Origin of the sequence: Flavobacterium phragmitis (assembly GCF_900112575.1) — a bacterium.
Taxonomy (GTDB): Bacteria; Bacteroidota; Bacteroidia; order Flavobacteriales; family Flavobacteriaceae; genus Flavobacterium; species Flavobacterium phragmitis.
Genome location: NZ_FOMH01000005.1, coordinates 335993 through 355850 on the forward strand (window position 1 = coordinate 335993; position 19858 = coordinate 355850).

19 protein-coding genes are annotated in these 19858 nt (G+C 32.8%); 2 read left to right on the plus strand and 17 right to left on the minus strand.

Translation table 11 applies throughout. From position 1 onward, the window contains the following. The first annotated feature begins 112 nt into the window (after positions 1 to 112). Entirely contained in the window at positions 113 to 1279 is a 1167-nt protein-coding gene (locus BM289_RS11195; RefSeq protein ID WP_091493227.1) for a hypothetical protein, read from the plus strand. A gap of 112 nt (positions 1280 to 1391) precedes the next feature. Here the strand turns inward: BM289_RS11195 and BM289_RS11200 are convergent, their stop codons facing one another. Continuing rightward, positions 1392 to 1826: a DUF6526 family protein gene (locus BM289_RS11200; protein ID WP_091493401.1), complete on the minus strand. Its 435-nt coding sequence runs from the start codon at positions 1824 to 1826 to the stop codon at positions 1392 to 1394. A 301-nt stretch (positions 1827 to 2127) separates the two neighbouring features. Continuing rightward, positions 2128 to 2613 carry a DNA-deoxyinosine glycosylase gene (locus tag BM289_RS11205; RefSeq protein WP_091493229.1) on the minus strand — a complete coding sequence of 162 codons (486 nt, stop codon included), beginning with the start codon at positions 2611 to 2613 and terminating at the stop codon, positions 2128 to 2130. A 195-nt stretch (positions 2614 to 2808) separates the two neighbouring features. Between BM289_RS11205 and BM289_RS11210 the strand changes: the two genes are divergently transcribed. Next, the gene (locus BM289_RS11210; protein WP_091493404.1) at positions 2809 to 3834 is read left to right on the plus strand and encodes a helix-turn-helix domain-containing protein; all 1026 of its coding nucleotides are present in this window, start codon (positions 2809 to 2811) and stop codon (positions 3832 to 3834) included. A 296-nt stretch (positions 3835 to 4130) separates the two neighbouring features. Here the strand turns inward: BM289_RS11210 and BM289_RS11215 are convergent, their stop codons facing one another. The 15 genes from BM289_RS11215 to BM289_RS11285 form a co-directional block, all read right to left on the minus strand. Further along, positions 4131 to 5330: an NAD(P)/FAD-dependent oxidoreductase gene (locus BM289_RS11215; protein WP_091493231.1), complete on the minus strand. Its 1200-nt coding sequence runs from the start codon at positions 5328 to 5330 to the stop codon at positions 4131 to 4133. Further along, a complete protein-coding gene (locus tag BM289_RS11220; RefSeq protein ID WP_091493232.1) occupies positions 5327 to 5851 on the minus strand; it encodes a low affinity iron permease family protein in 525 nt (174 codons plus the stop codon). Before BM289_RS11220 ends, BM289_RS11215 begins: the two co-directional genes overlap by 4 nt. Beyond that, positions 5851 to 8676 (minus strand): AsmA family protein, encoded by a 2826-nt coding sequence (locus BM289_RS11225; RefSeq protein WP_091493234.1) that lies wholly within the window; start codon positions 8674 to 8676, stop codon positions 5851 to 5853. Before BM289_RS11225 ends, BM289_RS11220 begins: the two co-directional genes overlap by 1 nt. A gap of 188 nt (positions 8677 to 8864) precedes the next feature. Next, positions 8865 to 9710, minus strand: a complete 846-nt coding sequence (locus tag BM289_RS11230; protein WP_091493235.1) for an MlaD family protein — start codon at positions 9708 to 9710, stop codon at positions 8865 to 8867. Positions 9711 to 9732: 22 nt separating this feature from the next. Then, positions 9733 to 10512, minus strand: coding sequence for an ABC transporter ATP-binding protein (locus tag BM289_RS11235; RefSeq protein WP_091493237.1), 780 nt, complete (start codon positions 10510 to 10512; stop codon positions 9733 to 9735). A 2-nt stretch (positions 10513 to 10514) separates the two neighbouring features. Next, a complete protein-coding gene (locus tag BM289_RS11240; RefSeq protein ID WP_091493238.1) occupies positions 10515 to 11273 on the minus strand; it encodes an MlaE family ABC transporter permease in 759 nt (252 codons plus the stop codon). Positions 11274 to 11521: 248 nt separating this feature from the next. Further along, positions 11522 to 12766, minus strand: a complete 1245-nt coding sequence (gene fabF / locus BM289_RS11245) for a beta-ketoacyl-ACP synthase II (protein ID WP_091493240.1) — start codon at positions 12764 to 12766, stop codon at positions 11522 to 11524. Further along, entirely contained in the window at positions 12766 to 13323 is a 558-nt protein-coding gene (locus tag BM289_RS11250; protein ID WP_091493241.1) for a TetR/AcrR family transcriptional regulator, read from the minus strand. The genes fabF and BM289_RS11250 overlap by 1 nt, the downstream gene beginning before the upstream one ends. Positions 13324 to 13500: 177 nt before the next feature. After that, positions 13501 to 15771: a glycosyltransferase gene (locus BM289_RS11255; protein WP_091493243.1), complete on the minus strand. Its 2271-nt coding sequence runs from the start codon at positions 15769 to 15771 to the stop codon at positions 13501 to 13503. A 347-nt stretch (positions 15772 to 16118) separates the two neighbouring features. Beyond that, positions 16119 to 16586, minus strand: coding sequence for a DUF1440 domain-containing protein (locus BM289_RS11260; protein WP_091493244.1), 468 nt, complete (start codon positions 16584 to 16586; stop codon positions 16119 to 16121). Positions 16587 to 16612: 26 nt separating this feature from the next. Continuing rightward, a complete protein-coding gene (locus BM289_RS11265) occupies positions 16613 to 17122 on the minus strand; it encodes a DinB family protein (protein ID WP_091493406.1) in 510 nt (169 codons plus the stop codon). Positions 17123 to 17298: 176 nt separating this feature from the next. Next, a complete protein-coding gene (locus tag BM289_RS11270) occupies positions 17299 to 17508 on the minus strand; it encodes a hypothetical protein (protein ID WP_091493246.1) in 210 nt (69 codons plus the stop codon). A gap of 12 nt (positions 17509 to 17520) precedes the next feature. Next, a complete protein-coding gene (locus BM289_RS11275; RefSeq protein WP_091493247.1) occupies positions 17521 to 17901 on the minus strand; it encodes a DoxX family protein in 381 nt (126 codons plus the stop codon). 431 nt (positions 17902 to 18332) lie between these two features. After that, positions 18333 to 19064 carry a GNAT family N-acetyltransferase gene (locus BM289_RS11280; RefSeq protein ID WP_091493249.1) on the minus strand — a complete coding sequence of 244 codons (732 nt, stop codon included), beginning with the start codon at positions 19062 to 19064 and terminating at the stop codon, positions 18333 to 18335. 71 nt (positions 19065 to 19135) lie between these two features. Next, the gene (locus BM289_RS11285; protein WP_091493251.1) at positions 19136 to 19741 is read right to left on the minus strand and encodes a Crp/Fnr family transcriptional regulator; all 606 of its coding nucleotides are present in this window, start codon (positions 19739 to 19741) and stop codon (positions 19136 to 19138) included. Positions 19742 to 19858: the final 117 nt, after the last annotated feature.

Here is a 19858-nt window from a genome sequence, read left to right on the forward strand (position 1 = left end):
ACTTTGTCTCTTTTCAAAAAAAAACTTTGCCACTTTGTTTCTCTGTCCCTTTGTCTCTTTTCAAAAAAAACTTAGTATCTTAGAATCTCAAAACCTTAGCAACTTTAAAAAAATGACCCCAAATCTAAAACGTTATTTCTTAAAATCTTTAATTGTCTTAGCCTTAATCCATTTAGTTTACTTTTTGTACGGTTATTTTACTTTTGAAGGAATAGCAAATATTGATATTTATACTGAGTTTTACCGTTTTAAATTTTATGATGACGTTTCCATTTCACACTTTTTTGTGAGTGGCTTGTTTTTACTTTTTTTTCTTATTTTTTTAGTAAAAAATCATTCGAGAGAAAGTTATAAAGGGGGAAATCTGTTTCAAATTGCGGGTTGTTTGTTATTGGTTTCATTTTTGACATTCTCGTTCTTTATCAGTTATAGCTTTGGGATGAATGCCAAGCTTAAAACAGAACTTTCTGAAAATGATTTTAATAAAGACAAAAAACTGCTGAATGTTTTGAATCCGTTTTTATATGGATTTACATCTTATAGTTCGGATAAATTATTCAATTATGAGAACATTTTATACCCAAAGCCTTATCCAGTAATAAAACAGGAAGATACGTTGGATCCAGGTGAATATCCAATTATTGAAACCAGTTATTACAGCGTAGATACAATCAAAACTTTAACGGGAACTTTTGATAAAACAACTAATAAAGCTGATAGTATTTTTGATATTCTGGGCTTTGATAAAGAAGAACTGTACAAAAGAATTATCTCTAAAAAAGTGATTAAGGATAGTACGGAAATTATTTTTAAGAGTGTTCAGGTACATCCAGAACACGATGATGATATTTGTATCTTTTTACAGAACAAATCGTTGTTTAAACCCGTCAAAGGAGATTCTGTTTACCAACAGCAATATCAGTCGGCTAAAGATCGGTATAAGTTATTGTATCAATCCAAAAAAGATTCGTTGACTTATGAGTTTCAGAAACTAGACACGCTTTTTAGAAAGTATAAAATTGAGACGAATATAGTTCCAAAACAGTTAACGGCAGACGTTTATCGTTACAGAGACAATCATGACGATCCTATAAGTGGCATTAGAAATACTTTTGACAGAAAGGCTTTGACAGAAAAGTTTGCGACCTTAGAAAGACTCTTTTATGAACCTAATTATCTCCATCCAAACATCATTGCGATATATTTTGCAGTAATTGTTTCCGTTTGGCTTGTGTTGTTTCTTTTCTATCTGATTTTCAATAAAAAGAAATTACAATAACAATGTCAATATCGAAATTCAATATCAATAAAAATACTCAAAAGCAATAACAGGAATCATTAAAATTAAATTTTATCATTCTCATTAACATTTCCATTGATTTTTGAAATTGCTAAACTCTATGGTAATCTGCTTTCCAATGTACGATGGCTTTTTTTATTGCATCACCACTCAAGCCATTTTTTAGTGCGTCTTCGATAAGTGGAATCAATTCGTTGTCTGGAGCAAATCTTAACGCAAATATTTGATCGTCTGTCAATTTATATTCAAATTCTTCAAATCTTTTACCCGTTAAAGTAAAATAACGGTAACGCATTTCTAAACGTATAATTCTGTTTTGAAGTGTTAAGGCATAATGCTGGCGGAGCATAAAAGCAACAGCAAAAAGGAAAACAAAAACAACACTTATGAAAGACCAAATCAAATAATCTTCGGTTGTAATAGCAAAATAAATACTGCTGATTAAAAATACAATTAAGATAGGATAATATATAAAATGGTGTGGTTTGTAAAACCGTATATGATTGTAATAGGTCTGAATCCTCATCGTTTTTTCTTTTAAAGATACTCTAAAAAACAAAGCTGCTCTATAAAAAATTATAGAGCAGCCTTTTCCCAAAAATAAACTAACATAACCAATGTTCTCTTTATAGTATAAACTTTTTACAGTTTTCTAAGTAATTTTAGTAAGAATAAAGCCTTTCCTCTTCGTCAACCAATCTTTTAATATGGCTTATTTTTCTTTAATGTAAAATTAGTTCAGGAGTAGCTGTAATTTGTTATATTTTAATCGGAAAAAGTTACAAGATTCCAATATTTGGATTTTAATTATATAAAAAAAGGAATGATTATAATAAGGTTTTAATAATGTTCCATTCAGTCAATTTATCATGAAAAGCCTTGCCAGCATTGGCAGGGCTTGTAGATGGGAGGGTGATTTGCAGGTATTCTTTATTTAAATGTACATATTTCTTGAAAAATGCCGCCGCTTTTTGTCCGTTAAAAAGAATAACCTCTATTTGAGGGTGTTTTTTCAGAAAATTTTCAAAATCGTTAGCGATTTCGTTTTTGATGGCACTATCTAAGCTTCCCACACGGTCACAAAATTGTAAGACATCCCAAAGCGCGATATTATTTTTTACTAATAAATTTTTTCTCGTTTCATAATCGTATGAAAATTCTTCTTCTAGAATTGAAAATAAGAATTTCCAGAAGTTGTTTTGACTATGTCCATAATATTGATTGAGTTCTAAAGATTTTATACCGGGCATTGTGCCTAAGATCAGGATTTTAGAATTTTTAGAACTAATGGGAGCAAAAGAGAAACTTTTCATGTTTAGGGAATCGATATTTTTTAAGATTTGTTAAAATAATCATTAATAAGGAATTATAAAACAAAACGAGAAAATTATATAACAAAATTGGTTTGTGATTGAACGAACTTTGAATCACAGATTTTTTAAAATGTAGCAATAATGAAGTTGATTTTAAAATCTGTCTCGCAAATTATCAAATTTAAATCCATAGCCATGAAAATTATTACGATAAATACAGAGAAAACCCAAAATATATTTGATGAACTTCATGCTGATTTTGGTGGTAAGGTGACTTATGACTTAGATGAATATATTTTAGAGGTAGAAAATAGTTTTGCTGTAGGTTCTATTGTTGGAGCTTCATTTAACGATAATATTTCTTATGTACAGTTTGATATGACATTTTCAGCAGATGTTCGATTGGATATTCTCAATGTGAAATCGTCTCCTATTTATTTTGCTTATTGTTCAAAGGGAAATTTATCGCATAGTTTTGGATTGAATGGGGAAGAGAGAAAACTAAAAACTTTTCAGACAGCAATTGTAACTTCCAAACAAAATCAGGACAATATCTTGTATTTTGAAAAAGGAAAGAAAACCAAACTGACTTTAATTATTGTTGGAACTCAAACTGATGTTGTAACCCAGTCTCATTCCTTGAATCAACAGGTAAAAGATACCTTTTTTGAAAATAATCTGGTTCAAGATTTCTTTTACATTGGTTCCTATAATTTACAGATTGCCGAAAAAATCGAACAACTTAATTCGATTACACAAACCGGTATTGTTCGAAATTTATTGAAAGAAGGTATTATGAGAATTATTCTGGCAATGGAAATTCAACAGCATTCAGATGATTTACATGCTTTTGCCAATGAATCAAGCGGATTAACTTTAAGAGAAATGGAAGAAATTAAAGAGCTTTCAGAATTTATCAAAACAAGTCCAGAAGAAGCTTTCTCAATAAAATCATTGAGTAAAAAATCAGGATTGTCTCCAAACAAACTTCAGGAAGGATTTAAAATGATCCACAATCGAACTGTAAACGATTATATCACACATATGCGTGTCTTGAAAGCAGAAATCTTAATCAGAACTTCTGACTTAAATATTTCTGAAATAGTGTATTGCATTGGCTTTACAAGCAGAAGTTATTTTTCGAAAATCTTCAAACAAAAATTCAACTGCAGTCCAAAAGAGTATAAGTTTAATTTGAATTCTTTGGCTATTACAGCTTAGGTTCAAAGGCTCAGAGTGGCATAGTGACAAAGGTTTGTCCTCTGAATTAAAAAATAATGGTGTTAGCTATTAAGCAAGATATATACTAAAGTGCTAAGATTCTGAGTCGCTGAGGTTTTAAGTGAAGACTTAAAGGCTCCAAACTTAGAATCTTAGTTTTTTTTTTAGATAGAAAGGTTCAAAGATGCAAAGTGACAAAGTGACAAAGTAACAAAGTAACAGAGGCTTTCTAAGCAAAGTTAAAACCTTTGTCACTTTGTTACTTTGTCACTTTGCACCTTTGTATCTATAAAAAATCATCTTCCAAACTTATAATATTCCAAATCCATATTCTTTTTATTGTGAAGAGAATCCAGAATAGAATTCATTCCAAGGACGCTAAACGTGATTCCGTTACCTCCGAAACCCAGGATATAATGTTCGTTTCGTCTTGAATTTGGTTTCCCGAAATAAGGAAGTCCGTCTTTTGTTTCTCCAAAAGTTCCTGCCCAAGAATAATCGATTTTAAAATCAAGATTCGGAAAACGCTTGGAGAATTGTTTCAGGAGATATTGTTCTTTTTTAGGGATTAACTTATCTCTTTTTTTAGGATCTTTAAAATCTTCGTCGCCGCCACCCATAATGATTCGGTTGTCTTCGGTTGTTCTTATGTAATGATAAGGCGAGGCGGTATCCCAAAAAATGGCATGTTTAAAGTGCTCAGGAAGATCAGATTGACTTTCAGAAGTAATAACATAGGTGCTTTTTAAATTGACTACCTTTTCGGATAAAGTTTCAGTACTTTCATAACCCGTACAATGTATGATATGCGAGGCTGTTATGGTATTTTTAGAATCGGTATGCGCGATAATTTTTCCTTTTTGGTGTTGTATGGAAGTCACATTGGTACGATCATAAATCTGCATGCCTTTTTGATGACAGTGATGCAGTAAATCGGTTGCCAATTTATACGGATCCATTACTGCGGCGGTTTTAGATTCTATACCTGCAATGGCATTTAACCCCATTTTTTGCAGTTCAAATCTACTGAGCCAGCTAACTTCAAATCCGTGTTGTTTCCTAATTTTGTATTCATTTTTTAGAAAAGGAACATCTTTTTTGAGCGTTGTAAAATAGATGCTTTTTTTGAATTCAAAATTGCAGTTAGAACCTACGGTGTCGATAATATTGCGGAGATCAAAAATGGCTTTTTTACCATTTTGATAACTGTCAACGGCACATTTTACACCACGAAGTTTAATTAACTGATGTAAGGGAACATCAATTTCATACTGCAATAATGCGGTGCTTCCTGATGTACTGCCTCCACAGACATCCCGCCGGTCGATAAGGATAATTCTTTTTCCTTCATTTACTAATTTATAGGCCATTAAAGCTCCCGTAATTCCGCCGCCAATAATTAAAATATCTGTATTGAGATCAGAATCAATTGAGGGATAGCTATATTTCATAGCGTCTTTTAAAGGCCAATAAGTTTCGGTAGAACTTAATTTCATTTTTTGGTGTTGTTTTTAGGGGTGTTTTTGGTGGTATTTTTGGTCGCTATTTTTTTAGTTGATTTAATGTTTTTGTTTTGTTTACGATTATGAAGTTCATGTGCTTCTGCGATAGAATGCGAAGTTTTGATGCTTTCATCTTTTTTTGCCAATTCACTTAAGCGATGATAGTATTTCTGAATAATAATCATTTCTTCCTCAGTCATACTTTCTATATCAACCAGACTATTGCTGGAAAAGTCGTTCGAAGCTACGAGTTCGTTTAATTTGAGCTGAATGGCAAGTGAATCTTTATTTTGTGCTTTCTGAATTAAGAAAACCATTAAGAAAGTTATGATGGTTGTTCCTGTATTAATAACCAATTGCCAGGTTTCGGAATAATCGAAAATAGGGCCTGAAATCGCCCAAGCTAGAACAATAACAAATGCGCCAATAAAAGCAGTCGTGCTTCCAGCAGCTTTAGAAACTTTTGTAGCAAACTTCTCGAATGCACTGTTACTATGTTGTGAATTAGATTTCATTACGATTTTGCTTTGGATTTACTTACTTTTTCTTTTCGAATAACTTTATTGTTTTTTTCATCATAAACGGCAGGATTGATTTCTTGCCCTGTTTTGCTGAAAATTTTAATTTTTGGAGCATCATGCGTTCCAGTGACAACAATTGGAAAACCAATAATTCCCCAAAGCGGAAGTCCAAGACGCATTCTAAGATCCAAAAGTCCATCAAAACTTGTAGTTCCTTTAATTGTAGGTTTAAAACTAGCTACAGAAAAGGTAAACGGCTCGATATTAATTAGGTTTTTATCTATCGTCGACTTGATTTCAATTCCTTTCATGTCAGGATTATTCAAACCATTTTGTCCTGTTTTAGAACTAATTCCGTCAAATAATTTTAGGCCTTTAATTTTTACATCGCGTAGATTTAAAGTACCGCCACCTTGCAGGGATTCATAAATTGGGCTCATATTTCCGTCTAAGTCGCCTTTAATTTTATAGTCGACAGAAACGATTCCGTGGGCTTTTTCGGCAGCAGTAACCATATCATGAAACATCGGAATTTCTTTGTAAGCCCTTTGCACATCAAAATCTTTTGCCGTAAAATGGGCGTCAAAATGTGCAGATGTTGGCGATTCGTCTTTGTAAGACGCATTAATTCCTAAAATACAGTCAATGATATTAAAGGTAGTGTTTTCTAAGTAAAATCCTTCTTTTTTTACGCCTATTTTTCCGTTTAATTTATTAAATTTCAATCCGTTGTATTCAATTTTGTCTGCATTTGCCGTTAGAGAGACGTTTAAGTTTTTCGGAACCAGAACCACACCGCTCATTTTAGGATGATCTTCTTTAGCATATTCAATCTCAACCTTTTGCTCTTTATTTTCTCCTTCTTCAAGCGCCATAAATTCATCAACATTAATCAATTTTGATTTTAAGTTGAAATTACCACTCAAAGTTCCGTTTGACTCTAAAAAATAATTTATGGTATTTAAAAGATATCCATTAATAGCAAAATCAGATTTTCCGTAAGAAGCATCGAATTTCTCAAACCACATTTTTTCATTCTGAAAACGGAAATTTCCTTGTTTGATAAAAAAAGCTTTTGGGAATAATTCTGAAGTTGCTTTTATGTTTTTGAGAATCAAAGTTCCTTTATTATCCAGTTTATCATATTGCCCTGTTGTAGCATAACTTTGTTTTCCTTTAAGCGAAAGATCGGCTTTGGCATAACCTGTCAAATCAAGCCCTTTTTGTGAAAAGACCTGATAAATTCTTCCTACATTCAATTCGCCTTTTATTTTTGCATTGTAAGCCAAATCACTAAAATCGGATAAGGTTGCATTTATATAAACAGGATTTCCTTCAAAGGTGAAAGAAGCGGGAGCAACGGCTACGATTAAATCTTGAAAAGTTCCTGCTTTGTTCAGCATATTGGCCACAAAAGTGATGTTTGTAATGGGATTCGGATAATATTCGGTCTTTAGCCAGCCGTTTCGCAATGAAATACCTCCAATGGTTTTTGGAAACAATTTTTTTGAAGTGCTGAATAATCCTTTAGCTTGAATGTTTGTTTTTAAAATTCCTTTTAAATCAATACTATTTAATCCCAATGCGGCATCAACAACTGCTAAATCCAAATCTCCCTTTACACTGGCGTTGATGTTCATTTCGCTTAAACCTTTACTGTGCAGATAAGCATTGAAATAATCTTTTTCGCCTACTTTAAATTTTAACGTTCGAAGATTTACCAATAATTGTTCGGTATCCAAAGAGGGAAGGATCGCATTTAAATCCATCTGAAAATCTTTTAAAGGAACTGGAGCATCCTTGTAGTTTACAGCACCTTCATTAATTTTAAGGTTAAAGGCTAAGTTTGGTTTTTGCTTTTTTTGAACATTATAATCTCCTTTAAATGTCAGTATTAAATCACTTCTTCCAGAAATTTCTGTTTTCTCCAGCCAAGTCAAATATTCAGGTGGCATTACAGACAATAAATCTTTCACAGTCGTATTCTCTGAAGCAGCTTTGATGTTGATTTTATATCCGTCTCTTAAAATGGTAAATAAACCTGTAAATTTTAAAGGTAATTTATTGATTTTTAATTCATTTTTCTGAAGTATAAACGAAAGTGAATGCGTATTGATTCGGGTAATCAAATCGGCTTGTACTTTTTTCTTTCTTAAATATCCAGTTCGATCGTAATAAAAATCTAAGTTGTCGATTTTGGCATCGGTTGCCAAGTCAAAAATATCTTCGCTGAGATTTCCTTTTCCAACATAATTAAAACCTTTTGCATCCACCAAAATTTTAGCCGAACGGTCGTTGTATTTTACATGGCAGTTTTTTAAATCAATTCTTTCTAATCGAATTGCGGTTCCTTCTTCTGGTGCATTTGGATCTTCTTTTTCGTCTTTTCTGTCTTCTGGTGCAACATAAATATTATAATTGGCTTGACCTTTTTCGTTCACCATTACATTGATTAATGCATCAGAAACATAGAGTTTATTGATTTTTACTTCATTATCAAAAATCAAGCGTTTTAAATTGATTCCAAAAGCAACCTCGTCTGCTTTCAATAAAGTATCATTGCTGAAAGGTTTAGAACCTGTTAATGACAAATTATCTAAAGAAACGGTCAGCGATGGAAAATGAGTAAAAAAGGAAAGTTTAGATTTTGTAAAATCCAGTTTAGTATCTAATCGTTCGTTGGCAATTTTCTTTACTTCTGAAGCTACTTTCCCAGGAAACAGTAACGGAATAATAAATAGCAAAAACAAGATTACCGCAATTGTTATTCCGGTAACCTTTAAAAATTTAATGGCGGTATGTTTAAATGTAAAAGGCATATAATGTAAGTTTTTGCTGTCTAAAAACCAATACTAAAAATATAAGTTTTTTGTCAGAATTTTAAACCATAAAGTTGTAATATAGAACTATGAGTTATAAATGGAGGTGAAATTCCAAAATCCAAAATCTAAATTCCAAAAGTCAAAATCTAAATTTCATATTCAAGATTCTAATTTTAGGGTTAAGGTTATTTTTTTTCGGTTTCTGCTTTTTTAGCTTCTTCCTGTTTTTGTTTTTCCTCTTTTTCTTTTTGAGCTTTCTCCTGTTGTTCCTTCAGTTCCTTCTCTTTCTTTTCTTTTTCTTTAGCAGCTTTTTCTTGTTGTTCTTCCTTTTTCTCCTTTATTTCTTCCTGTTTTTTAGCTTTTTCTTTCTCTTTTTTCCTGTAGTAACCTCTCAGAAGAAAGTTGCTTTTTGCGGCTTCCATATTATCACTGAAACCTTTTGTACCAGACTCTAGGTTCGAAAGAGTATTCGAAACGCTATTGGCCATTTTATCATCTTTAACCAAACGTGCTAGAGCTCCGTTTCCGTTATTCATGCTATGGCTGAAAATGGCTATCTCGTCTGAGATCACACCAATATTATCGACGCTCTTTTTAACGCTTTTCATAATATCGTGCATTTCTATTCCATCCACAGAAGCAATAACGCCGTTGTCTTCAATGATTTTATTTGATTTAGAGCCAGGAGAAATGGTCAATACTTTATCGCCCATTAAACCATCAGAGCCAATACTGGCTGTTGCATCTGTTTTTATGAATTTTCGAACGTCTTCTTTCATAACGAGAACAACCAAAACGGTTGAGTCGTTTTTTAGCTGAATCTGTTCGACTGTTCCAACATTGATTCCCGAGAAACGAACATTATTTCCAACTTCCAGACCGCTGACAGTTTTAAACTGAGAAGTAATATGAAAGGTTGATCCAAAAAGGTTTTTTTGTTTCCCAATAAAATATACGGCCATTATAAAAAGCAGTAAACCTATTGTTACAAACATTCCTAATTTCCAAGTATATCCTGATTGCTTTTCCATGATTTCTATTTTTTATTTTGCTTTATTCAAAAAATGAGCGTACCCATTCGTCTTCATCTTTTTCTAATTCTTCGTAAGTTCCTTCGGCATGAATAACACCGTCTTTTAAAACAATGATTCTGTCTGAAGTCAGTTTGGCACAGGCCATATCGTGTGTGATAATGATCGAAGATGTTTTTTGTTTGTGTTTGATATCTAAAATTAATTCGCTGATTTCTCTTGATGTTATGGTATCTAAACCGGTTGTCGGTTCATCGTATAAAATGATTTCAGGCTTTAAAATTAATGTGCGGGCCAAACCGATTCTTTTTCTCATACCGCCTGAAAGTTCCGAAGGCATTTTATCAATAGCATCAGCTAAACCCACATTTTCAAGCGCTTCCATTACTTCATTTTCAATTTCTTCAGGACTTAAATCGCGTTTGTGTTTGGTTAAAGTAAAAGCCAGATTTTCCCGAACTGACATGGAATCATATAAAGCACCGCTTTGAAAAAGAAAACCAATTTTTACTCTAATCTCATTCAGTTCTTTTTTAGAAATATGAAGCACGTTTTCATTAAATACTTTTATTTCACCTTTGTCCGGTTCAATCAAACCGACAATACATTTTATGGTAACCGATTTTCCAGATCCCGAACGACCCAAAACGACTAAATCTTCGCCTTTGTTCAACGTTAGATTTACGCCTTTTAAGACTTTATTATCTTTTCCAAAAGTTTTGTGCAGGTCTTTAATCTCAATAATCGGAGACTGCTCTTTGTCTTTTGTTTTAGGTTCCTTATGTAGTTTTTCCTTTTCCATTGCTAAAAGAATAAATCGGTTATTTGAACGGCAACCATATCAATAATGAAAATGCTTAATGATGCGGTAACTACTGCTGAGTTTGCCGCTTGTCCAACACTTTCTGTTCCGTTTGAGGCATTAAAGCCTTTGTAACATCCAATCATGCCGATAAAAAATCCGAAGAAAAATGTTTTAATGGTGGCTGGAAATAAATCTAAAAATTCCAATGATTGAATAATTTGAGTCAAGTATCTATAAAAATTGACATCTCCATGAATATTAATCCCTACATAACCGCCAATAATCCCAATTGCATCGGCAAAAAAGACTAAAACCGGAACCATTAAGGTACAGGCCAATACTCTAGTCACCACCAGATAGTTGTACGGATTAACGGCTGAAACTTCCATGGCATCAATTTGTTCTGTTACTTTCATGGAACCTAATTCGGCTCCAATTCCTGATGAAATTTTTCCAGCACAGATTAAAGCTGTAATTACTGGCGCAATTTCTCTAATCAGCGAAAGCGCCACCATTCCAGGAAGCCAGCTTTCGGCTCCAAATTTTACTAAAGTTGGTCTTGACTGCAACGTAAGCACCAAACCCATAATGAAACCTGTTATAGCAACTAATGGCAGTGATTTATATCCTATTGTATAACATTGTTTCAAAAACTCTTTGGTCTCATAAGGTGGTATAAAAACCTCCTTAAAAAACTTCTTGGCGAACAAAGTCGTTTCTCCAATTTCGGCAAATGTATTTTTTAGGTTGAGAATCAAAATGTTTATGTTTTTAATGTGAATGTTGTAAAATGAAAATCAATTCTTTAACAGTCTTTAGGCACTTATTAAATTCTAGATGAAAGTTAGCTCAATACTTGTTAAAATATTTTACACAAATTTTTTGCAGCATTATATAATTTTCATAAGTGTATAATAATTATTGGGATTTTGCGTTTTCGATTTTGCTCAAAAAAAATCCCTTTCTTTTTGAGGAAAGGGATTCTGGAAAATATTATTGTATAAATTTATTCTTTAAATTTCTTAAAGATCGAGCTGGCAACATGTCCGCCAAATCCAAAAGTATTGCTCATAGCATAATTCACTGTTCTGGATTGTGCTTTGCCAAGTGTCAGATTAAATTTATCTGCGTAATCATCCTGAATTGTTTTAGTATTTATAGTTGGCGGTACAATGTTTTCCTGAACAGCCTTTATACAGGCAATGGCTTCAATTGCTCCGGCACCTCCAAGTAAATGCCCGGTCATCGATTTTGTTGCACTGATATTAGCATTAGGCTTTATTCCAAATACTTTTTCTACAGCTTTAAGTTCACTTAAATCACCGGTTGGAGTAGAAGTAGCATGCGCATTGATGTAATCAATTTTATCTGGTGTAATTTCAGCTTCTTCGAGCGCAAGTTCCATTCCTATAACAGCTCCTTCTCCTTCAGGATGTGTTCCAGTTAAATGATAAGCATCTGCAGCTAAACCTCCGCCCACAATTTCGGCAAGGATTACAGCATTTCTTTTTATAGCATGTTCATAGCTTTCCAGGATTACAACTCCGGCTCCTTCTCCCAAAACAAATCCGTCTCTGGTTACATCAAATGGACGTGACGCTTTCGTATAATCTTCATTTAGCGTAGACAATGCTTTTGAAGCATTAAAACCACCAATTGAAGATTCAGAAACTGAGGCTTCAGAACCACCGCTGATAATCATATCGGCTTTTCCCCAGCGAATGTAATTAAAGGCATCTATAATAGCAGTATTACTGGCAGAACATGCCGCAGCAGTTGTGTAATTGATTCCTCGAAGTCCATATTTAATAGAGATTGCTCCCGAAGCGATATTTACAATTCTTTTTGGTATGAAAAACGGACTAAATCTTGGTGTGCCATTTCCCTTGATATACTCTCCAATTTGTTCTTCAAAAGTTGAAATACCACCATCTCCGCATCCCCATATAACTCCAATTCGGTTTTTGTTTAAGGTGTCAAAATCAATATTGGCATTTTTTACAGCTTCGTCTGCAGCATATAATGCATATTGTGTAAAAAGATCGTATTTTCTGATTTCATTTTTTTCGAAAATATGCTGCGGATCAAAGTTCTTCACTTCGCAGGCAAATTTGGTTTTAAAGTGTGTGGTGTCAAATCTTGTTATAGGAGCGGCTCCGCTAACTCCATTAATTAAAGATTCCCAATATTCCTGAACGTTATTCCCAATAGGGGTAACAGCTCCTAATCCTGTTATGACTACTCTTTTCATTATTGTTGAGGTCTTAATTCTGTTAATATCGTTTCTTTTACAGTTTCAAAATCAGTATCATCTGTAAGTCTTGAAAGTTGCACTATTGCAACCATGTTGGTTATAATCATTAATGCTTTTGTTCTTGCTGTGGTTTGAAAATTAAAAAGCTGCTGTTCTTTTCCTTCTGTTAATACTTCCGTTAGCCATTCTATTACCAATTGGGCGAATTTTTTAAGTTCATCTTTTATGGACTCGTCCAGCGTGTTTAAATCTGTTGCCAATGATCCGACAATACATACTTTGTTTTCATATTTAATTCTTGTCTGAACATCCAGAAAAGATTCGAGTTTTATTAATGGAGATTCGTTGGCAACCTTTTGTTTTAATGCTTCCATTCTATCTATATGCTCTTTTACCGTAGCCACACCTAAATCTGATTTTGTTGGAAAATGATAGTGTATAGACGCTGTTTTTATTCCAATATCATTCGACAGATCTTTAAAACTAAAGGCATTATATCCTTTATCTCTGATATATTGATCTGCTTTGTTTACAATTACTTCTTTTGTTGTCATGGTTGCAATTTTTGTACAAATATACTACCTATTAGTAGATAGGTAAAATGTTTTGTGATTTTTTTATAAAATATTTTAATTCGTAACTTTTTTTGTGGCTATAAAAACAAAAAATCCCTTTCATCAAGAAAGGGATTTTCCGGGTTTTAAAAGAGAAGGTAATTGGTTAGCTTCGTCTTATGAATTTATAGCTATTCCAGAGCGGTTTTTCATCAGTGGAATCACTTTAGAGTGTGACATAGCCAATTTTTCCATTAATAATCTGGCTGTTAAATAACAAACTGTTGATTCAGCGCCTTGATTCAGGTTTACATTGTGTTTTTCCAATCCGTCATAACCGCCACCGCTTACCGGATTATACATAATTTGATTTAAATGGTTTTTACCTAAAAACCAATTGAAGGCTGCTTTCATTTTCTTTTTATATTCAGGTGTTTTAAAAGCATTATAAAAAGCATTTAAAGTCTGAATAGTATAAGTTACATCAATTGGCTGTTCTCCGTATTCGTGTGGCTCAGAACCTTTATGATGCCAGCTCTGATTTGAAATAGCTTTGAAATTACCATTGACAAATGTTTTAGAAATCAAGAAATCCAATGAATCTAAAGCTACTTTTTTGTAAACCGGTTTGTCTGTAATTAAATAAGCGTACAACATAGACTCTGGTAAAATTCCGTTTCCATATGTTAAATAATTTTCAAACCATTGCCAGTCTTCGGTTGCTGTATCTTCATAATTGGCTAATAATTTCGCATTCAGTTTGCTGATAATTGCCGCAACATATAAATTCGGAATAGTTGAATGATACAGATACAAACCTTTTGTAGCAAAACCAATAGAACGTGGAGACTGAATATTTTCGGCCCATTTTAAAGAATGCAGTAAACATTTTGCCGCTTTTTTGTAGATTGCTTCAGGAAGAATGTCTGAAATCGAAACTACAGTTCCTAATGCCCAGATTGCTCTTGCATTGGAATCTTCTAAATTCACTTCGGCATTTTGTTCTACATGTTCGCGATTTTCCTGATCTACATAATTGATGAAATCTCCTTTTGGCTGTTGACAACGTATGATAAAATCCAAATAGATTAGAATATATCCAAGATCTTCTTTATCCTGAGTTTGTTTGTAATGCATACAGAAAGCAATTAATGCTCTTGCATTGTCATCTAAAGTATATCCTGAATCAAGATCTGGAATAGAAATTTTACTGAACTGAATGATACCCAATTCTGTAGTTAGTTTTTTGATATGATTTAATTGAATATCTGGATAACTAAATTTAATTTCCGATGGATTATCAATTAATTCTTTATACCTATTCACTTGTGTTATAGCAACATTTTCCCATGAAGAAGCTCTCATTTTGGTAAATGAATTGATTCCCATTTCATTTCTTAAGTTTTCATCTTCAATCAGTTTGATGGCGGCTTCAGCAAACTGATCAGGCTCACCAATATCACATAAAATTCCAGAATCTGAACTTAGAACTTCTTTGGTATGCGGAATTTTAGAAGCTACAATTGGACAAGCACAACCCATCGCATAAGAAAAAGTGCCACTTACAGCCTGATTTGGATCTTTAGAAGTAAACATATAAATATCTGTTGCTTTCAGATATTCTAAAAGTTCATCGGTATCTAAATACTTATTGATAAAACGTACATTATTTTGAAGATTTAGTTCTTCAACGATTCCTTCAAGTTTATCACGATAAGTATCAACGCCATCTTTAATTAAATTAGGATGTGTTTTGCCAATAATTAAATACAAGGCATTTGGTGCTTTTTCTATAATTTTTGGAAGCGCCTGCAATCCGGTTTCTATATTTTTTCCTTCGCCCAAAAGTCCGAAAGTAGATAAAACCAATCTGTCTTGAATATCTAATCTTTCTTTTGCCGTTTCAGGAGTTTCATAGACAACGATATGAGTTCCGTGTGGCACGCAAGTAATTATTTTTTCATCAATTTCATAATCAGTAATTAATATTTCTTTTGATTTATTTGTCATCACAAAAACTGAATTACTGTAAGTTAATAACAGTTTTACAAATGTTCTTAAATCGTCATTTGGATTTGGAATTACACTGTGGAACGTAAAAGTAACCGGCTTTTTAATCACATTTAAAAAGTCTAAAAGATGATCTCCATAATTTCCTGAAAACAATCCAAATTCATGTTGGATGTGAACTAATTTTACAGCTTCGTCCTTATTAATTTCTTCGGCTACTTTAGCATATTCTTCTCTGTTTTTTGTATTTAAGGTATAAGCTTGCGTAGGCTCTTCTTTTGGTTCAAAAACAAGTTCACATATTTCGCATTGAATAGATTTACCATAAACATCTGTGATTCCTTTGATGGTGTCTTGAGTATAGGTTGCTATGCCGCATTGCGTTGGCGGAAAAGTAGATAAAAAAACTATTTTTGATTTATTTGATATTGTTTTCATGAGGATTAATTTTTGTTCGGTTAATAACTCGTCAAGGTTCAGAAATACTGCCCAAAATATATTGGCAGCGCCATTAAAAATTAGTTACAGCAATTTTTTTTCATCTTCTGCTAGTGCTATAAATAATTTTATCTAAAATTACTTTAGCCATGAAGGGACAATTAACGCAATCGATCAAAAAATTAACTCAAATGCTTACACATGGTAATTCTATAAGAATAAGGAAGAATACTGAAACCCTTGGTAAATAAAGTGTTTCAGCAATTTTATGTTAAAAAAAAGCACATTTGCAATAAATGCTATTTGTAGGAATTACAGAAATGATAAAATGATTATTTTTTAAGATTTCAATACCATTTCGCATAATATTTCCGCGTTATAAATGCAATTGGAATTCCCACACAAAAAATGACGATCAATATAGAAAGCAAAAGCGCAAAGTCTAAATTCTTTTCTGGTAAAACAGGAAATACAATTGGAAGCACGATTAAATTCATGACGACCCAAATAAAGAAACCATAAGTGATTCCAGATAAGAAAGTATTTATTTTAAAGAAGGGAATATAAGGAAAGATCTTAAAATAAAACCAGGAAAAAATAAAGGCAATTAAAAAATGCAGTCCCAGTCCTAAAAAAGTCATTTCTAGTCCGCTTGTATAAGCTTCTTTTTTGAATATGCCGCTTGCAATGGAACGCAGTATTTTTTCGGCGGTTGTTTTATGAAGAATCACGGAATAAATTAAAATAGCTGCTGTAATATCTAAAGTACCGGCTACTAAACCAGATGAAACTATGGTTTTAACTTTTGATCTCATAAAAATTGGTTTTGGTTAAATGCTAGTTATTTTTTCTTGAGAATTTCATAAATCGATTTCAACTGATGTGTATGTCTCTGTGTATGGACAATGGCAAAATGAAGCCATTCGTAGATGGTGAAATTTTCAAAACCGGGAATTTTAGCATCTAGACAAATCAGCGTTAAATCGTATGTTTCTGCAGCTTCAAACAAATCATCTTGGATTTTTTTTATAGAAGCCTGTAAATCGTTTTTATCATAATCAATTTCAGGAGGTTTTATATTTTCGGGAGATTGGTATTTGGTATTAAAATCTAAAAAGATAGCATCCAATTGTTTGGCATTTTCGTCGGGTTTGCGAGTAGTCTTTTCGGTTTTTCCCGCAAATAACTTCGGAATGTCGGAACAGGCTAAAATAATGTGCTGTACCGTTTGTCCGCCAGTCCAGCTTCCTTCAAACGGAACTATGTTAATTTCTTCCTGAGTAAATGCGGAAAGAATATCATTCAGTTTACTATAAGTTTCTAAAATAGTATTTTGGACTGCACTTTTCATCTTATTTAATTTAGAAATTAGAAAATCAACAGCAAATGCAAACCATGAGTTTAAAGAACCCAGAGTACATTTTCTGTTCAATTAAATTTTATAGAATTAGGGGAATGATAGTATTTCAAATATACGATAAAAAATATTAAAATACTATGAATGAGTGTTTTGTAAGCTGTTAAAGTTTAAGGAAGCGCTTCACAAAAATAGCCATGAAAATTTAGGATAGAAATGATTTTGGTGTTCGAAATTTCATTGGCATGGACACGTAGGATTTTGTCGCAATCTTCTAAATCGAAGTTGATGGAACTGTTGGGATAATGTTCAAGAAGTTTCTCAATGATAATTTTGCATTGCCATTCTTCCTGAACATTGGTTTTAAAAACTTCAATCATAAAGTTTGAGTTTTAGAGCGCGATATTTTTATAACGCTGTATTTTATGATAAGTTATATAAGAAACTATTAAAATGCCCAGAACAATAATTGGGAAGAAACCTTGAAAATCAATTCCGTCCACAGCAAAATGGCTGATTGAAGCAAAAATAAAATCAAAAGCAAATCCAGCGTAAGCCCATTCTTTAATGCGTCCTGGAACCTGCGGAATAATTAAAGCTAAAACGCCAAGAATTTTAAAGACTACTAATGCATTGCCGAAATATTCCGGATAACCTAGATGTCTGATTCCTTCCTTGGCTAATTCGGTCTGCGAAGTTAAAGCCGGCATAACGCCTTCAAATAAAAAAATAAGGATAGTAGTAGTCCAGAAAATGATTTTGGTTGTTTTCATTGGGTATTTGTTTTTAAATAGTAATTAGTTAATGTATTACAAATCTAATAATGTTTTTTTCGTTACCCAATACACATTTACGACTATTTTAGGGGCATTTTGGACAAGATGCTGATTTTCGATTTTAGAAGGCAGATTTTAGATTAAAGAAAATAGATTAAAGAATATAGATTTTAGATTGAGCTCTCACAATCCCGATAACTATCTGGAGCGAAGTCGCAAAGTTTTTTTAGCTCTCGCAGATTTGGCAGATTGAGCAGATTATTTATTTTCTTGCTTAAAAATCTAATCTGCTCAATCTGCCAAATCTGCGAGAAAAAATCCTTTACTCTTTTTAATCTGTGGCTTAAATATTAAACCTTGCGACTTTGCATTTCTGCGAGAAATTCCATTAGCGAATTGATTGGAATTTGGATTTTAAATTTTGGAATTTACGCCAGTTGGTAATTCGTAATTGTAAACAATTCCTCAAATCCCAATCTCGTATAAATACCTTTTCCTAAAGAAGAAGCTTGTAATTGGGCATATTCACAATCAGCATCAATGGCTTCGTTTAGGGCAAATTTCATGATTTTTTCTGCGAAACCTCTTTTACGCATTTCAGGAATAACACCGACACCGTGAATTCCCATTATAGTATCGGTTTGAAAAAGAGTCAAGGTTCCAATTGGTTTTCCTTCAAAATGAACCAGATAAAATTTAGCATTTTCGTAATTAGCAACCAATGTTTCTTTACTGATTACATAACTAAAAGACAATGGGTAAATATCTGACCAAGTTTTAGCATCCTCTTCATTTAAAACTCTTTTAAAAGTAAGATTGTTTTGAACCGGAAATTTTTCTTCCAGTTTTAATGCCATTGCTACAAGCTGAATTCGGACATTAAAGCCATTTTTTTCAAAAATCTCTTTAGAATTGCTTCCAAAAATATCCCAATACGGAACAACTAAACCTTGGTTTTGATGAATAGTTTCCAGAATCTGAGACATATCTTCTTCTTTAATATCTTCTCGAAACCATAATCTGTTTGGCCAACCTGAGTTTTTGATTTGAGAAAACTCTAAAAAATCAATTTTGTGATAAGAAAGGAGAGGAGTGGCAACGGTTTTCCAGAGTGTGGTTAAATTATCAATATTGTCTTTGATGAGATTTATAGTGGTCATTATTGTGACGAGTTTGAATTATAGAACAAAGATAAATCCGTTCTTTGAGAAAAGCCTTTACATATGTTGATTCACAAATCTTTTTCGAGACTTTTTCTGATTCGGCTTAACTGCGTTGGAGTAATACCCAAATGTGAAGCAATATGCAGTAGTGGAACACGTTCGGCAATGCTTGGATGTTTTTCTAGAAGACTGATATATCTTTCGGTTGCATTTTGCATAACTAACGCCACTTCTCTTTGTTCTTTTTCGATAATCCAGTTTTTTTCTAAATATGCAATGTAGAAGGTTTTAAGATCATCATTTTCGCTAATCAACTGGATATATTTTTTGTAATTAAGATTGATTAAAATACAATCTTCTAAAGCTTCGATCGTAAAGTTGGAAGGAATTTGCAACATTGATGAAACTTTCGAGCATGCCAATCTGTTTTCGAGAAAAAGGTTTTTGTTATAGAAATTTCCTTGCTCATCTGTGATAAAAGTTCGTAGAATTCCTTTTGCAATAAAATAAAGATTTTTGCAGATTTCCCCATTTTCTAATACTATCTCTCCTTTTTTGACGGTCTGGAAATGTGTTAAGTTTTCAATCAATTTCCATGACTTTTCAGAAATAGGAGCGTAACTTTCGAAATATAATTTTAGATTGTTCAGGTATGTTTCTTTATTGACAGTCATAGATTGTTTTGTTTTTGCCAGAAGGCGCTAAGGCACAAAATTTACTGCCACGAATTTCACGAATTTTCGCGAATTATTTTTATAATTAGAGAGAAAAGAAATTAGTGCAAATTAGTG

Bases quoted from the DNA above. Each gene is read 5' to 3' on its own strand.
- BM289_RS11195 (WP_091493227.1), top strand. From the start codon at position 113: ATGACCCCAAATCTAAAACGTTATTTCTTAAAATCTTTAATTGTCTTA.
- BM289_RS11200 (WP_091493401.1), bottom strand. From the start codon at position 1,826: ATGAGGATTCAGACCTATTACAATCATATACGGTTTTACAAACCACAC.
- BM289_RS11205 (WP_091493229.1), bottom strand. From the start codon at position 2,613: ATGAAAAGTTTCTCTTTTGCTCCCATTAGTTCTAAAAATTCTAAAATC.
- BM289_RS11210 (WP_091493404.1), top strand. From the start codon at position 2,809: ATGAAAATTATTACGATAAATACAGAGAAAACCCAAAATATATTTGAT.
- BM289_RS11215 (WP_091493231.1), bottom strand. From the start codon at position 5,330: ATGAAATTAAGTTCTACCGAAACTTATTGGCCTTTAAAAGACGCTATG.
- BM289_RS11220 (WP_091493232.1), bottom strand. From the start codon at position 5,851: ATGAAATCTAATTCACAACATAGTAACAGTGCATTCGAGAAGTTTGCT.
- BM289_RS11225 (WP_091493234.1), bottom strand. From the start codon at position 8,676: ATGCCTTTTACATTTAAACATACCGCCATTAAATTTTTAAAGGTTACC.
- BM289_RS11230 (WP_091493235.1), bottom strand. From the start codon at position 9,710: ATGGAAAAGCAATCAGGATATACTTGGAAATTAGGAATGTTTGTAACA.
- BM289_RS11235 (WP_091493237.1), bottom strand. From the start codon at position 10,512: ATGGAAAAGGAAAAACTACATAAGGAACCTAAAACAAAAGACAAAGAG.
- fabF (WP_091493240.1), bottom strand. From the start codon at position 12,766: ATGAAAAGAGTAGTCATAACAGGATTAGGAGCTGTTACCCCTATTGGG.
- BM289_RS11250 (WP_091493241.1), bottom strand. From the start codon at position 13,323: ATGACAACAAAAGAAGTAATTGTAAACAAAGCAGATCAATATATCAGA.
- BM289_RS11255 (WP_091493243.1), bottom strand. From the start codon at position 15,771: ATGAAAACAATATCAAATAAATCAAAAATAGTTTTTTTATCTACTTTT.
- BM289_RS11260 (WP_091493244.1), bottom strand. From the start codon at position 16,586: ATGAGATCAAAAGTTAAAACCATAGTTTCATCTGGTTTAGTAGCCGGT.
- BM289_RS11265 (WP_091493406.1), bottom strand. From the start codon at position 17,122: ATGAAAAGTGCAGTCCAAAATACTATTTTAGAAACTTATAGTAAACTG.
- BM289_RS11270 (WP_091493246.1), bottom strand. From the start codon at position 17,508: ATGATTGAAGTTTTTAAAACCAATGTTCAGGAAGAATGGCAATGCAAA.
- BM289_RS11275 (WP_091493247.1), bottom strand. From the start codon at position 17,901: ATGAAAACAACCAAAATCATTTTCTGGACTACTACTATCCTTATTTTT.
- BM289_RS11280 (WP_091493249.1), bottom strand. From the start codon at position 19,064: ATGACCACTATAAATCTCATCAAAGACAATATTGATAATTTAACCACA.
- BM289_RS11285 (WP_091493251.1), bottom strand. From the start codon at position 19,741: ATGACTGTCAATAAAGAAACATACCTGAACAATCTAAAATTATATTTC.